Below are 15922 nucleotides of genomic sequence, written 5' to 3' on the forward strand. Positions count from 1 at the left end.
CTGTTGCCCGGATTCAGCTCGTTAATGACGTTTTTAACACACGGGAATAGCGGACAAACGTGAAAATACAGCACATCGTCGCCAGCACCGCCATCGCCGCCCCCATGTAGCCGATATCGGGCAGGCCAAGATGGATAATGACCTGATTACCGAGCAGCGCACCGCCGCCGATCCCAATATTATAAATCCCAGAATAGAGCGCCATCGCCACGTCGGTTGCGTCCGATGCCAACGTCAACACCTTGACCTGCATACCCAAACTCAGCGCCATAATGGCAATCCCCCAGACGATACACAGCGTCGACAGGCTCCAGCCGCTGAATGACAGCGGTAGCAATAGCAATAAACACACCGCCAGAAACGCGAATGATACAATCAGAAAGCCTGCCGGATACTTGCTGCTGTAGCGGCTGAACAACATGCTGCCAATGATTCCGGCACCGCCGAAAATCAACAGCAGAATGGTCGTGAAGTTTTCACTCAACAACGCCACTTTCTGGATAAACGGCTCGATGTAACTGTAGGCGGTAAAGTGCGCCGTTACGATCATGACCGTCAGGCCGTATACACACAGCAGCGCAGGGCGCTTCAGCAGGAGAGGCAAGCTCTTTAACGAACCGGAATTGCTGCTCGGCAACACGGGCAGGAGCTTCATCAGACCCAGCATAATCACTGCGGCGATCAGGCCAATAAGGACAAACGTCACGCGCCAGCCCAGATACTGCCCGACCACGCGCCCTAGCGGTAATCCCAGCACCAGCGCCAGCGCCGTCCCGGTCGCCAGCAGGCTCAACGCCTGCGCTTTTTTATCCGCAGGTGCCAGACGCACCACCAACGATGCCGTAATCGACCAGAACACCGCATGAGACAGCGCCACGCCAATACGCGCCATGACCAGCACCCAATAATTCCAGGCCAGGCCAGATAGCACATTACTGATAGCGAACAGGATAAAGATTTTGATCAGCAGGCTGCGTCGTTCCATATCGCTGGACAACAGCATGCAAGGCAGCGACATCAGCCCAACCACCCAGGCATAAATCGTAATGATCAGCCCAACCTGTGCGGCGCTCATGGAAAAGCTGGCGGCGATATCTGACAACAGCGCGACAGGGGCAAACTCGGCGGTGTTAAAAATGAATGCCGCCAGAGAAAGGCTGACGACGCGTAACCAGGCGGTCGAACGGGGAGAACGGGTCATGGTATTGATATCAAAAGTTAAAATAAAAGAATGCGCCCCCCTGTCACGGCAGAGGCTAACGCGATGGAGCAATGGTACAGGGAAAGTATGACATCGCCATGTAATGGCGAGCGGCCAACGATGTTTCAGCGTGCTTTTATGAGGATGTCAGCCAAAAGCCTGAAGACAGGTAAGGGAACATTCATGAGCATCATTTTTGGTGCTCATATTCTACGCGTTACCACTCCCTTACGCTGTCTTTTTTCGTGCCTTTCTTGCCCTATTTTTATTCTGCTTCCGACGGGAAAAGCGCGTTACGCGGATGAAGCTTGGCGTAGCACAATCGGTAATCCGTTTTGCAAACGCTGAAGTCTGTCGCAAAGAAAGACGACCCGCAGCAGGCTATCAACTTCAGGTTGGGGCTGCGCTATATAGTGCGACAACGCACGCTCAACGAGCGTTAGGCCCAGCTCATTGGCGGTTTTCATGGCGTGCTGCAACTGTTCTCTTTGCGTTGTGGTTAAATGCCGACGCCCAGTGCAGGCCTGTGCATCCAATACACCAAGGATCGGCTGGCAAATGCGCTGTGCCAGCGTCAGCGGTGGACGCTGTACCGTTTTTCGCTGCCTCTTCTCAGCCAGCATGGTTTGAATATGGCTAATAAAACCCAGCGCTTTCTTCTCACTTTTAACGGTCTGAAAATCCAGACTGAACGCCTTCACCACCCCGCCCTCCCTTACCAACAGAGAATAGGGATGAAGATCGATATCATTCCCACGCCGACGAGGCTGAACCAGCACCGCCACAATCTTCCACTTTTGCTGTGTGGCCTGTTTAAGCCTGTCTATCCGCTGGTGCTGTGCCTTTTTCCAGTTGAGGCTCAGGTACAGGGCATTATCCGCGTCGTCAAAAACTGGCCAGACGATACGCTGCTCCACCTCATGCCAGACCACGGGTTCATAGCGATGTACATGCAGCAGCAGAGGCTGTGGATAGTCCTGATTCTCTTGCTCAAAATAGCGAAATAGCTGCGACCAGTCGGCAATTCCCCCCGTCGATTTACACTGCTCATACGCAGCAGCAGGCCACGGCGTACCATCAAGGTTCGCGTAGCTTTCACCGCCAGCGGCCAATTTGCCGTCGTCAGAAAAGCGCGGGTGGTGCAGCGTAAACGGGGCACGCATGATGTGCTCACCCAACTGTTTCCACATGGCCTGACCCTGCCACACACTTTGCTGGCTGAACGTCACATCATGACGATCGGCACGCGCTTGCGTGCAATGCAGTAACTGCTGGTTTTCACTCTCCCAAAACGAAAAGGTCGCACCGCGCGCACCGCCTTCTGTCACCCACCACTGCGCCCCTAACGGCACAAGCGATAGCGCCTCAGGCTGCTGTTGATACTGCCGCCGCACCTGCCCCCGCAGCAGCAGCAAGCGTTCAGGGCTCGCCTGCCCAAGCTGGAATAAATACGCCGACAGGCGGGCAATAAACAGCAGGACATCACGTTCTTCCAGGCTGTAATGCCTTTCGGCTAATAAGCTGACCTGCCCGCTCAGCGTGCGCAGGTAGCCCGCCAATCGCGGCAGTCCTTCCGCACGGGCGGACATATTCAGCAAATGAAGCTGCCGCGCACTACTTTTACTGATGTGCGACAGCCCCTGATTCATAACGTCACGGATAAACGCGTTCAGCATAGCAATCAGCGCCTGCTCATCCGCATTTAACGCCCTTTCACTCGATTCCTGAGCGAAACAATCCACAGGCCACGGCCAGACGCGCTGATTTTCCGCAAAGAGGCGGGCAATGGCAGCAAGATGCAAAGCAGGCTGCTTCTCACGTAAGAAATCCGACAGCATGCCGGTCAACCCCGTTCCGGCCAGATAGATCACGGGGCTTTCCAGCGTTGGCAGGTAAATTTTAAGCTGGTTTGCCAGCGGCTCCGTTCTCACCGACGCTTCCGCCCACATTTGTACAAATCGCGCCGCATGCCGCGTTTGCACTTTGCCGACCTGCTTCATTAAGACATCGGGATCAAGCAGCAAGATCTCGGCGAGCACGTCTATCGGTGGTGCTACCGTCTCCTCAGAGAGGACTGTCGTTTGCTCCGCATCCCGTTCAGCATGGGTTTGTAGCCACAGCACCGCCGCCAAAATGTGCTTACAGCAGCCGGTAGCCGGGCAATCGCACCGTGCAGTTTGTATCCCCTGCGCATCAAGCACCACTTTCTGACCATCACTGGCAAAATGCCCTTCTTGCCCCGCGTCAGTCACCAACGTCACTTTGTCGCCTGCCAGATCTTTTTTGGCTCGGCGCAGTAAACCAACATTAGTAAAAACGCTCAGCGCTTCTTCATCATAATTCAGGTAGAGACGTTGCCAGCTCATCGCATCACCTCCGCCAGCCACTGTGCAAAATGCTCCGGCGTTAACGCGGCAACATGCATCCCGCGATCGGCCAATTTTTGCCCGATTGCGGCGTCGTAGACCGGGTGTGCCGCCTCATCCAGTGCCGCCAGCCCTAACAGCGTGACTTGCTGGCTGTGCATACGCTGCACGCAACTGAGCAGGTGATTCAGTGCACCACCTTCTTCAAAATCACTGATTAACGCCACGATAGTTCGTTGCGGATTTTGTACGCGCTGTTCGCAATACTGCATGGCTTTCGCAATGTTTGTCCCGCCCCCGAGTTGAACCGTCATCAGCACCTCGACTGGATCGTGGGCAAGATGCGACAAGTCCACGACCTGCGTATCAAACACGATTAAAGAAACCCGCACCGCAGGCAACGTCGCCAGAATGCTGGCGCAGACCGCCGCGTACATCACCGAGCTGGACATCGAAGCACTTTGGTCGACGCACAAAATGACATCCCACGGCATATGCCGCTGCATACGTGAATTAAAATGCGGTGTTTCAATCACAAGGCGCTGCTTCTCGCGATCAAAATGCTTAAGATTGGCCGCAATCGTGGCACGCCAGTCGAAATTTTGACTGCTGGCAATCGGCGAGCGTCGGAATCGATTACGGCGACCGGTAAGCGCGTTCGTAAAGGTCGGCCTCAGCGTGCGTAATATCTCATCAACCACCTTGCGAATAATGTCGCGTACCGCCTCACGCGTTTGTTCATTCATCCGGCCACGCAAACTCAATAGCACCTTAGCCAGCGCTGGCGTAGGTTCCATGGCTTGCAGCGCTTGCGGATCGTTGAATAAATGCGTGATTTCATAGCGTTCAATCGCTTGCGATTGCATCCGCTCAAAGGTGCTACTGGGGAACAATTTACGCGCCTGATTCAGCCAGTTCACCGCCGTCAGTTGAGACTGATCCAAAGAGCCGTGGCGTCCACCTTCCAGTTTGAGGCCACGGCGCTGATATTCGCGGCGATAGAGATAATCCAGCGTGCGTTCCACTTTCAGATCCTGCGCATCAAACGCCGCCTGACCTAACGCCTCATCGGCATAGTGGCCCAGAATCAAGCGCCAGCGTTTACCATTTTTTTCTTTATCATCATGGGCACTCATCGGGCTGACCCCTTCTCTGTTTCGTACCATGACAGTAAATCGTTTTCCGCCAGCTGTTGCTCCATCTGTTGGTTTAACTGCATCGTCTGTAGCATCTCCCGCTCCGTGAAATCTGCTTGCCAAAGGTGCATGTCCGGCACAGAGAAACCACATTGCTCGGCAATATAGCTCGCTAACGTCGCATTCTGCTTCGGTGTAAGTTGGCTGAAGGCAAAGCGCAGGTCGGGCAACACATGCAGGAAACGGTCGTCATCCCACTGCGAAATCAGTGTGTTTAGTTTATCGACCAAGCGCGGGGTCTTGATGATAAGCTCAGGAGCCGCACGCATTAATCCCACAAAATAGCGCACCGCTTGCTCAGGCTCGCTCCCCTGACTAAAGACGCGCGATAGGTTGTCATCAAGAGCGTGCTCATCAATGTCACCACCGAGATAGCGCAGCGCATCAACCGCTCCTTTTAATAACGGCACGTCCTTTAACTCTGGGGAGATCTGCTGCAATTGGTGGTAAAAATCACGGCTGGCGGTACTGGAGGGAGTGAGCGTCGGCATAAATTCAATCAGCTCGCGCAAGCCAAGCAGTGCCGTAAAATGCGTTTCCTGCTGGGATTCATCGCCTGCCGTGATGGTCGGTAAACAAAACAGCGCCTGTGAAACCAGCTTAAGCAAGAGTTGCGTTAATTCAGGCTGATTGCGTAAGCCAAGAAAATCACGCCCACGCCAGAGATGAATCAGACTATGCCCGCATTCAACGAGTGAATCTACGCGGAAATCGTTGTGTATATCATCATGTAATAAACGAAATAGCCCGGCTAAACGCGACTGTAGCCCTAATAGCGCTGCCTGAATCAGCACATGCACCGCATTTTTACTCGACCGATTCTGCCCTTGTTCCTCTAACTGCTTTTCCAGATAGACGACTTTATCGATAGCAATCGCTTCGAGCTGGCTTCCTTTCTCCGAGAGCGCAATCAATCGCCCTTCGATCGACGGCGTCCACGCATAGTGCCACTCTTCAAAGAGCAGATCGAGATTGTGACCGCCCAAAAAATCAGGGCCGTTACTGCGCGTCGCAAAACCCACTTCAAGGAAGCTCAACAAATGAAGAAAGCGGCTACGCGCACGATGCTGCGGGTTGCGATAAATATCCAAGCGGCTTAGTTTGACGAGCGTGTCATCAAGTTTAAAACGATGATATTTCGCTAACCGATAGGTTTCATCAACCAGCGGTGGCGTCGCACTGCCTGCCGGAATCTGTCCTAGCGCATGGCCAGAGAATGTTTTTTGAATCTCAAGCCACAGTTCACTCTGCGCATCATCGATACTGCCTTTGATAAAACTACTCTGTAGCCCATCCAGCAGATCGTAACGGCCAGGGCCGTCATGCCCGCGCAATGCCGCAAGCTGAACACACTGATCTACCGCATTTTTTACCGTGATATAGCTGGGGGGATCGTCAAAAGCTTTGGCACGGAGCATGCTGGCAACCTCAGACAAAAAACGCATCCCCATGTTATTACGGTATTCCTGGGTTGTGAGCGGCGGTAATCCCTTTTCCGCCCGCCGATCGCCCCGCTGCGCCATAAGCATTTGCCAGCTTCGCTGGTAGTAAGCAGGCGCAGGCATGCCGGATGCATATCCATTGAGCGCATCTAATCTGTCAAAGCTATAGCGAATCAGCCACGCGTGATCTTTTTCTGCCTGCTTAAGCTGTTTTTGGTACTGCTTTTGCGCGGCATCCGTGAAGACACTGAACAATTTGCCGTCGTGAGATAGCCCTTCGAGCAGCGCCAGAGAATGAAAACCACCGGTGACGACCAGAATTTTCCCCGCCGGGTTCTCAGCACGAACCTGCATGATAGCGGCAAGCATATGTGCCTCACGCTGCGCAGAGCCCTCGGCTTCCAAAACCTGAGGCTCATAATCCAGTCGCGCCAGCGCACACCAAACCAGCGTATCGCGGAAAAGCGATTGCCAGTCGGTCAACGCCTCAATTGAGCGTAATTCAAATAAATGTTCCCATAAATCATCGTGATCGCGGCAGTAGCATTTCTTGGCGAGTGCCGAAATAAACTGGCTGTGGGCGAGATAGCGTTCTGCTTGCAGGCTCTGGCTGGCATCATCCTGCCGTTCCTCAATCGCGATTTGCTCAACCCACGGCAAATCTATAAAGCGCAATGCCGCACCGTGTTGATGCCCGGCGTGCAGAGCCACCCATTCCGGCGAATAGTCACAGAAAGGGAAAAAAGCACTACGCGTAGCCGTTTGCGGCGCTTCACCGTCTTGCGGTTCACGGGATTGAACGTCAGCCTGCCCCATCACCGCGATGGGAGGCTTCGCGTCAGGGTGAAGCAAATCAGGCAACAGGTGATTAAAACTGACCGGTGCCTCAATCAGGATGTGAGCGGGATGGATATCTTCAATCAATGACAACAGGCCATAGGCACAAGCGGGGCTATGGTGGCGCACCGGCGCGAAATAGATCTGCTGCGACTGCAAAAAATCCCATGTTGCCAGCGCCTGTTTCATCCGTGCGGGCAGTACGATGTTCGAGAGACTCACTGGCGCGCTTCCTCATGAAAAAGAGTCCGTGAAGTAATCGGTAACAATGGGCTACAGCCTAATGCCGATCGTTCAAAAGCCGAGATACTCGGAGTGACCACAGGGCGAGGTGTCCCTGCGGGAACCTCATCCCTGTGTTTCTCCTACTATGAGGCTTAAGTGACTGGCATCAGGCCACGGCCTTACTTCCAAAACTGTCGTGAGGCATCATAAAACGCTTTCCAGTCATCGCTGCTTTTTGCCCGTTCCCGCGCCACGTTATCCACGTAGTAACGCATACGTTTCGCATCGTCAGGGTTATCTTTTAATACCACGCCGATAATCTGGCGTGCGATGGCGCCCGCATTCAGCGTGTTATCGCCCAGATAATGCGCCTCAAGCGCGGAGGCATAGGCAATATTGACGGCTTCCGCACTCGACATCACCGCATCCGGTGTTTTGATGCTGCCACCGTCGCGCGTATTGCCGGAGCGAAGCTCCTGGAATGTGGTCACCAGCAGTTCAATGACGCTTGGTGGCACAGTGACCAGCGCAGCCAGTTCGCCCAGTTCACGCGTAAGCTGCGTTTGAATCAGCGCGATCTCGAATTCAGGATCTTGAATCGGCCTCACGGTTTCAAAGTTAAAGCGCCGTTTTAATGCCGCTGACATTTCATGTACGCCGCGATCGCGCAAGTTCGCCGTGCCAATCAGGTTAAAGCCGGGTTTGGCACTGATCCGCCCTTGTTCACCCATTTCAGGGATCATCAGCTGTTTTTCAGACATCAACGAAACCAGAACATCCTGTATTTCCGGTGGACAGCGGGTGATTTCCTCAAAACGGACAATCCTGCCCTGCATCATTCCCTGATAGAGCGGTGAACCGATCAGCGCCCGCTCGGTAGGGCCTTCAGCAAGCAACAGCGCATAGTTCCATGAATACTTGATATGATCTTCAGTCGTTCCCGCCGTGCCTTGAATCGTCAGGCCAGAATCCCCCGAGATAGCCGCGGCAAACAGCTCAGACAGCATGGATTTTGCCGTTCCGGGTTCGCCAACCAGCATCAATCCCTGTTTCCCCAGCAGCGTCACGATTGCGCGATCGACCAGCGCATTATCACCAAAAAATTTGGCGGAAATCTCTAAGGCCTCGTCACCTAAAATAAACTGCCGCACCGCACGGGGTGAGCGCAGCCAGCCCTGCGGCTTAGGGTTATTTTCGTCCGCTTTAGTCAGGCGCGCTAATTCATCCGCAAAGCGAATCTCAGCATGCTGACGCAGCACATTGCTGGCCGTCGATGGGTGTTTTTCCATGTTCGTGTCTCTGTTCGCCACAAAATAATGAACGAAGCCGGCACAATGTGTACCGGCTCCATAAGCGGATTACCAAGGCGTTTTGTTTTCCCAGTCGGCATCGTATCCCGAACAGGCCTGTGCAACTTTCAGATAATCGGCGTAACTTTCTGCCAATAAGATGGGCGGAACATCCTGCAATGCCAAATTATTGCGATCCCAGTAATTTTGCTGATTTTTCTCAAAGCTCAAATCAAACAATACCGCCGGAATATTTTCTTCTGGCACGTAACTGCCACTAAATCCAATATTCACGTACAAATCCAGGCTGCTGAAATGTTTGTAATAGTGGCTAAACGAACCGCCATCTTCCGCTGGCGCACGCTGATAGCCCATCTTGGTTAAGACGCCGCGCAGCGTGAACGTATCGGTCAGCCACCCTTTTCTATCCTCAATTTCAACCTGTTTGAGATCGTGTTCCGGCACGGCGTGCACCATCTGCGAGAATAAAAATGTCACTTTATAGTCGTTAAAATGCGCAAGCCAGGCTTCACGCGTGTCGTTATCCACCACCGCCGCATGAGCAAGCTGAATCACCGTGTCGCTTGATAATTCAACCTCATCATCTTCAAGATTAATTAAGCAGCCGTCATCCGTTGGCCTGAAGGTATTGAGCACCTGCTCACCCTTCACTTCTTGCCACACTAAGCGCTCAATCAGCGGCCGCATCACCGGATGAATCATGATGTACGTCTGCCAGTCTTCACTCGGCCATTGGCGCTGGGCGCACATCGATTCATATAAACGTGCGGTTTGGAGGTCGATCACCTGCTTAAGCTCTTTTTTGCTCGACGAGAACAGCTTTTTCGCGTCTTTTATCTGCTCTTCATTATCCGTTTTGCGTGCGGCAGGCAGGGCTTTAATTTCTTTTCCTTCCGGGTTCAGGAGCACCAACCGTTGCTTGCTGTCCATGCGAGCGGTAAAGATCCTCTCGCCGTATTCCAGCACTAACGTTCCCGTTTCATCCATCCCGGCAGTGGGGATCGTACGGTCGGCCAGTTCATCGGCACTCCAGCCATTGCGATCGGCAATCTCTTTGACTAGTTCACGCGCCTTTCCCTGAATCGCCGCGGTACGGTAGCGGCGTGAAAGGGAGAGCAACAATTGGATAATGAGCGGATCGTCGCTAACCGCCATCGCACTGATCATCGCTTCGATCTGTGAACGACGCTGATAATGGTCACGCGTATAATTGCGTAATGCGGAGACGGCAACATGGCCTTCGATATGGCTAATCAACGCCAGCATGCCTTTCTCACTGATTGCAGACCCTAAATAGCGCCGTAAGACTTCCTGCTTTATTTCTTCAGTCGTCTGCTCCAACGTGTAATTCGCATACTTTTGGGAATATTCGGGATAACGTTCAAGATAATATTGATAGGTCTTTAAACGTCCTGGTGCCTCTTTATGCGCTTCCAACATAGCCTCTTCCAGCGATGGGTTTTTTACATCCTGAGCGATAAACGTATGTAAAATAAAATGACCCAGTTTCTGCTGGCTCTCTTTGGCTAATAAACCGACATAGCGCTGTAATAACGTATTACCCGCGGGCATTTTTAATTTCACCGCCAGAATTATCCACCATTTGATAATGTCGGCATCGACGGCCTTGCCGTTTTCCCATTTCAATGGTGGTATCGCGTTATAGTCAAACCAGCTCATGCTCGCTGGCGGGTTTACCTTTAACCCTTTCAACGCTTCGTCACGCAATACCTTTTCGGACAAATACGGCGAAATATCCTCACCAAACTGCTCTAACGCCGCCAGCAATGCGGCTCGGACGGTTTCTCTCTTCTCTTTTTTTAACAATGCATAAAGCGGCGCGATGCTGTCTGTATTTTTTATCCGCGCCAGCCATTCGATCGTGGTAATACGGATTTCTTGTTTCGCGGAATGCAAACTTTCCTGTGCATTCACATGCACATTCGGCAACCTTTCCAGCAGCTTCTGCGCACTCACGCGGAAAGTTTTATTCTCGCCTAATGCCAGTTCCATAATGCGGGGAATAAATTGTGCGGGGATAGCAGGGAACTTATCAAGCAGCTCAAAGGCCTGACCCAATTCAAATTGGCTATATTGGCTTTTGCTCTTATTTGGCAACAGCCCTAATGCTTCGGCAATATACTCTGGATATTGAGAGAAAAAAGGCCACAGCTGTTCCGGTTTAGGGAAGAGTTTCACCCCATCATTATAGGACTCTAAACAGAGTGAAGCGACGATTCGTGCGGGCTCACGGCACCCCAATTTTTGCAAAACGCCTTCAATCTGCCGTAACTCTACTGCGGCGACAACATGCGCTGGCACTTCATTTTCTATTCGAGAGGTACTTAGATTAAAGTTTGCATGCATGTTGCCAAAAATAATTCTCATCGCATGGTAAAAAGTAAACTCAGGAAGAGCACTCAGGCGATTCTTATACTTGATAATGTTGATATCTTCATTAGATAGTGGCTTCCCACTATTCCCCAAATTCAGTCTATCAACCAAACCATGGCAATGCTCAACACTGACGGAGTTTATTTTTTTATAATACTCTTGCGCCCATTTATATTTGTTCGCGCTCTGTTTGTTCTCTGCGATTTCTTTTTCTGCGCTTATTTTTGCTTTTTCCAGCATTTCAGCCAGATTTTCAACCAGAATCGCTTTTGCGCTTTCAGGCAATGGCGTATCGGCAAGCAGCGTTAACTCAGGTAACGCTGGTATTTCAATATCTTGTGCCGTATCAACAACGTCAAAGCGTGTAATGGCACTTTCGATACTTTTTATCACTGCCTTACTTTTTTCCAACTGCAATGCATGCTCTAAAATGTCTTTATTTTCGCCCTGACGGGCAAAGAGATCGGCAGCCTGAGAGCGCTGCTTCGGTGTTCCGTTAAACAGGATATCACTCAGATGTGTTTTAATATCGCTAGCAGGGAGAGTGTTCAGCAACGGTTCCGCTTCATTACGTACCGTTTTTCGCTGATCTATGGCTAATTTAACAATGACGTCTGCGAATAAAATACGCAATGCTTCACGATCGGATAAATATTTCAGAAATTGAATCAGACCCGGTGCAGAAAGCTTTTCCACCAGTGTGGTACGGACAAATTTTGCATGCGCTTCGATGTAGGCCGACAAATCAGGGAGTTCAAAGAAAATATTTAACTGCGAACTATAATAGTCAGATATTTCTGCCCTATCAAAGATCGCAAATAAAATAAATTCACCCTTATCATGTCCCTGTTCATTAACCATCAGATCGTCAAGCAGTTGAATACGCCAACCCGTCCGATGCGTCAATTTCAAATTTTCATTAGAGGTGCTTTTTAACGTCGTAGACAGCGCATCACACAGTAAGTAAATCATCCAGCTTGGCACTTCGCCCGTTGTGATTTTTATATTTTTATTTTGGCATGCCGCAGATAAAACTTTAGCAAAGCGTATAACTTGTTCATTGGTGAGAGCTTTACCTACTTCAGAATAGAGTTTATAGCGTGAATTTCTCGCTTGCCTTATTAATTTATTATATTCACTCGTGTTAAAACTATTATTTTGAACATACCACCAATCAACCGTACCGGGTTTATCCAAGAGTACCGCTGCTTTATCAGCATCCAGCTGGTTTAAGGTATAAATCACCTCAGGTTCAGTGCCAGTCATGACATAATGGAACAACTTTTTTGGCAACGTTTTATCAAGCTCTCCAAGCGGTAATAGAGACTCTTGCAACAATTTTTCCGTTGGTGAAACATCCTTATTACCAAAAAATGGCAAAAGATCAAAAAATTTCTTTATCATGCCGACACCTAATCATGTATAGATAAACAGCAATTTTTTAACATGAATTGTTATTATTCTCAATTTTAAAATTCATATTTTTTCACCAACATTTATTTTGTATATCATTGCTTTTATTTTGTATATCATTGCTTTTATAGAGAATAAAACCAGTTAATCTAATTCCTATCCAAAATTTCAGATGAAAATAGAATAGATTTAAAATAGCGCAATATTCCCTAAATAATCCGAGTGGCTTATGCGAAGACGGCTCTGACTTTCCCTGTCACTGAGCACGGTACGCTTCTGGAGGGCGCGAGTTACGAGGCCGTAGCGGGCCAACACATCGCGCCGTTCAAAACGCTAACGTTTTGTCACGCAACTCGAATTATTGAGGGTATAAGTTCACCTAATATCCACGCCGCTGTAATTAAATTTCACAAATTGCCAAGTCCGCATCAATGCAAGTACAAAGAATGGGGAGAAGAAAGAATCGTCAATTGACGAACCCGCCTTATCGTGGCTAGATGGAGGCAGTGCGTCAAAATATGTCAAGTGAAATAAACTTACAAAAATGGTAGGGATGGGTCAGGGTAACTATGAACGAACAATATTCCGCAATGCGCAGTAACGTCAGTATGCTCGGCAAACTACTCGGCGATACTATCAAGGAAGCACTGGGTGAAAACATCCTTGATAAAGTCGAAACAATCCGCAAGCTGTCAAAGTCATCTCGTGCAGGTAATGAAAAACATCGTCAGGAACTACTGACCACACTGCAAAACCTGTCTAACGATGAACTGCTGCCCGTTGCCCGCGCATTCAGCCAGTTCCTTAACCTGACCAATACCGCTGAGCAATATCATACGATTTCACCGCACGGCGAAGCAGCGAGTAACCCGGCACAGCTTTCCAGCGCCTTTGAGCGTCTAAAAGAAAATAAAGATCTGACCGAACGCGATATCCGTGACGCGGTAGAATCGCTGTCGATCGAGCTGGTGCTGACCGCACACCCAACCGAGATTACCCGCCGCACGCTGATCCATAAATTGGTGGAAGTAAATACCTGCCTCAAGCAGCTCGACCATAACGATTTGGCGGATTATGAGCGCAATCAGATCATGCGTCGTCTTCGTCAGCTGATCGCACAGTCCTGGCATACCGATGAAATCCGCAAAATTCGCCCTACTCCGGTAGATGAAGCCAAATGGGGTTTCGCCGTCGTGGAAAACAGCCTGTGGGAAGGCGTGCCCGCCTTTTTACGTGAACTGGATGAGCAGTTGGAACAGGCTTTCGGCTACCGTCTGCCGGTTGATGCCGTACCGGTACGTTTTACCTCGTGGATGGGTGGCGACCGCGACGGTAACCCGAACGTCACGGCGGAAGTCACTCGCCACGTGCTGTTACTCAGCCGCTGGAAAGCTGCCGATCTGTTCCTGCGTGATATCCAGGTGCTGGTCTCCGAGCTGTCGATGTCCGAATGTACGCCGGAGCTGTTAGCGCTGGCCGGCGGCAGCGAGGTACAGGAACCGTACCGCGCCATCATGAAGTCATTGCGTTCGCAGTTGAGCAGCACGCTGAGCTATCTGGAAGCACGTCTGACAGGTGAAGAACGTCTGCCCCCTAAAGATCTGCTGGTTACCAACGAGCAGCTGTGGGAACCCCTGCACGCCTGCTATCAATCGCTGAAAACCTGCGGCATGGGTATCATCGCCGACGGTCGCCTGCTGGATACGCTGCGCCGCGTGCGCTGTTTCGGCGTACCGCTGGTACGTATCGATGTCCGTCAGGAAAGCACCCGCCACACCGACGCGCTGGCCGAAATTACCCGCTATCTGGGTCTGGGCGACTATGAAAGCTGGTCAGAATCCGATAAGCAGGCCTTCCTGATTCGCGAACTCAGCTCCAAGCGCCCGCTGCTGCCGCGCTACTGGGAGCCGAGTGCAGATACCAAAGAAGTGCTGGATACCTGCCGGGTGATCGCGAAAGCGCCACAGGGTTCTATTGCCGCTTACGTTATTTCAATGGCGCGTACGCCTTCCGACGTGCTGGCCGTTCAACTGCTGCTCAAAGAAGCCGGTTGCCCGTTTGCGCTACCTGTCGCACCGCTGTTTGAAACGCTGGATGACCTGAACAACGCCGACGATGTCATGACGCAGTTGCTGAGTATTGACTGGTATCGCGGCTTTATTCAGGGCAAGCAGATGGTCATGATCGGCTATTCCGACTCAGCGAAAGACGCAGGCGTGATGGCCGCCTCCTGGGCGCAGTACCGTGCGCAAGATGCGCTGATCAAAACCTGTGAGAAAGCCGGCATCGCGCTAACGCTGTTCCACGGACGCGGCGGTTCTATCGGTCGCGGTGGCGCACCGGCTCATGCCGCACTGTTGTCACAACCACCGGGCAGCCTGAAAGGCGGCCTGCGCGTGACAGAACAGGGCGAGATGATCCGCTTTAAATACGGCCTGCCGGAAGTCACCATCAGCAGCCTGGCGCTGTATACCGGTGCGATTCTGGAAGCCAACCTGCTGCCACCGCCGGAACCAAAACAGGAATGGCATCAAGTGATGGACGAACTGTCTCGCGTATCCTGCGATATGTATCGCGGATACGTGCGTGAGAACCCAGATTTCGTTCCGTACTTCCGCGCGGCTACGCCGGAACTGGAGCTGGGTAAACTGCCATTGGGCTCACGCCCGGCCAAGCGTCGTCCGAACGGCGGCGTGGAAAGCCTGCGTGCGATCCCGTGGATTTTCGCCTGGACGCAGAACCGCCTGATGCTGCCAGCCTGGCTGGGGGCAGGTGCCGCGTTGCAGAAAGTGGTGGATGATGGCAAGCAGGGGCAGTTGGAAGAAATGTGCCGCAATTGGCCGTTCTTCTCAACGCGTATCGGCATGCTGGAGATGGTGTTTGCCAAAGCCGACCTGTGGCTGGCGGAGTATTACGATCAGCGTCTGGTAGAAGAGAAGCTGTGGCCGTTAGGGAAACAGCTGCGCGATCAGTTGGCCGCCGACATCAGCATCGTGCTGGCGATTTCCAATGACGATCACCTGATGGCAGATTTGCCGTGGATCGCCGAGTCAATCGCACTGCGTAACGTCTACACTGACCCTCTGAACGTGTTGCAGGCAGAGCTGCTGCATCGCTCACGCCAACAGGAACAGCCGGATGCCGATCTGGAACTGGCGTTGATGGTCACCATCGCGGGCGTCGCAGCGGGCATGCGTAATACCGGTTAATCGCGACAACACATTAATACGCCAAACGTACTCACTTAGGAGGCCTCTCAACAGAGAGGCCTCAGATCGTTGACAAACCTATTTGCCGAATGAAAACGGGCGTAACGGAATAGAAGAGTAAAGCGTTTGCGCCAGGGATAATGAGATGGACGCTCCAACTTAACGGCATCAGATGTGCCAGAGTATGAGTGTCAAATCTCAAAAGAAGGAGCGTCCAAATGCAAGTATCTACCCTTGGTATCGATCTGGCAAAAAACGTTTTCGTTCTTCATGGTGTCGATCACACCGGCCAGACTGTACTGAAAAAAAAACTCTCGCGGGCAAAGGTT

General features: G+C 51.6%; 7 protein-coding genes and 1 pseudogene. 2 read left to right on the plus strand and 6 right to left on the minus strand.

What is annotated here, in order from left to right:
* Window positions 1-13 precede the first annotated feature (13 nt).
* From A6301_RS08155 to A6301_RS08180, 6 genes are all read right to left on the minus strand, one after another.
* Complete coding sequence (locus A6301_RS08155) at window positions 14-1201, minus strand: sugar transporter (protein ID WP_107169112.1); 1188 nt, start codon at window positions 1199-1201, stop codon at window positions 14-16.
* A gap of 293 nt (window positions 1202-1494) precedes the next feature.
* Entirely contained in the window at window positions 1495-3567 is a 2073-nt protein-coding gene (locus A6301_RS08160) for an SWIM zinc finger family protein (RefSeq protein WP_234257523.1), read from the minus strand.
* Window positions 3564-4703 carry a VWA domain-containing protein gene (locus tag A6301_RS08165; protein WP_234257524.1) on the minus strand — a complete coding sequence of 380 codons (1140 nt, stop codon included), beginning with the start codon at window positions 4701-4703 and terminating at the stop codon, window positions 3564-3566. The genes A6301_RS08160 and A6301_RS08165 overlap by 4 nt, the downstream gene beginning before the upstream one ends.
* Window positions 4700-7264: a DUF5682 family protein gene (locus tag A6301_RS08170; RefSeq protein ID WP_234257525.1), complete on the minus strand. Its 2565-nt coding sequence runs from the start codon at window positions 7262-7264 to the stop codon at window positions 4700-4702. The genes A6301_RS08165 and A6301_RS08170 overlap by 4 nt, the downstream gene beginning before the upstream one ends.
* A gap of 182 nt (window positions 7265-7446) precedes the next feature.
* Window positions 7447-8556 (minus strand): AAA family ATPase, encoded by a 1110-nt coding sequence (locus A6301_RS08175; protein WP_234257526.1) that lies wholly within the window; start codon window positions 8554-8556, stop codon window positions 7447-7449.
* 69 nt (window positions 8557-8625) lie between these two features.
* The gene (locus tag A6301_RS08180; protein WP_234257527.1) at window positions 8626-12375 is read right to left on the minus strand and encodes a DUF4132 domain-containing protein; all 3750 of its coding nucleotides are present in this window, start codon (window positions 12373-12375) and stop codon (window positions 8626-8628) included.
* Window positions 12376-12953: 578 nt separating this feature from the next.
* Here A6301_RS08180 and ppc point away from each other — a divergent pair.
* A complete protein-coding gene (gene ppc / locus A6301_RS08185; RefSeq protein WP_205540489.1) occupies window positions 12954-15593 on the plus strand; it encodes a phosphoenolpyruvate carboxylase in 2640 nt (879 codons plus the stop codon).
* A 218-nt stretch (window positions 15594-15811) separates the two neighbouring features.
* Window positions 15812-15922 (plus strand): annotated as a pseudogene (locus A6301_RS08190) (IS110 family transposase); the annotation flags it as partial.

The organism is Pectobacterium sp. IFB5596 (genome assembly GCF_021432585.1).
Classification (GTDB): domain Bacteria; phylum Pseudomonadota; class Gammaproteobacteria; order Enterobacterales; family Enterobacteriaceae; genus Pectobacterium; species Pectobacterium punjabense.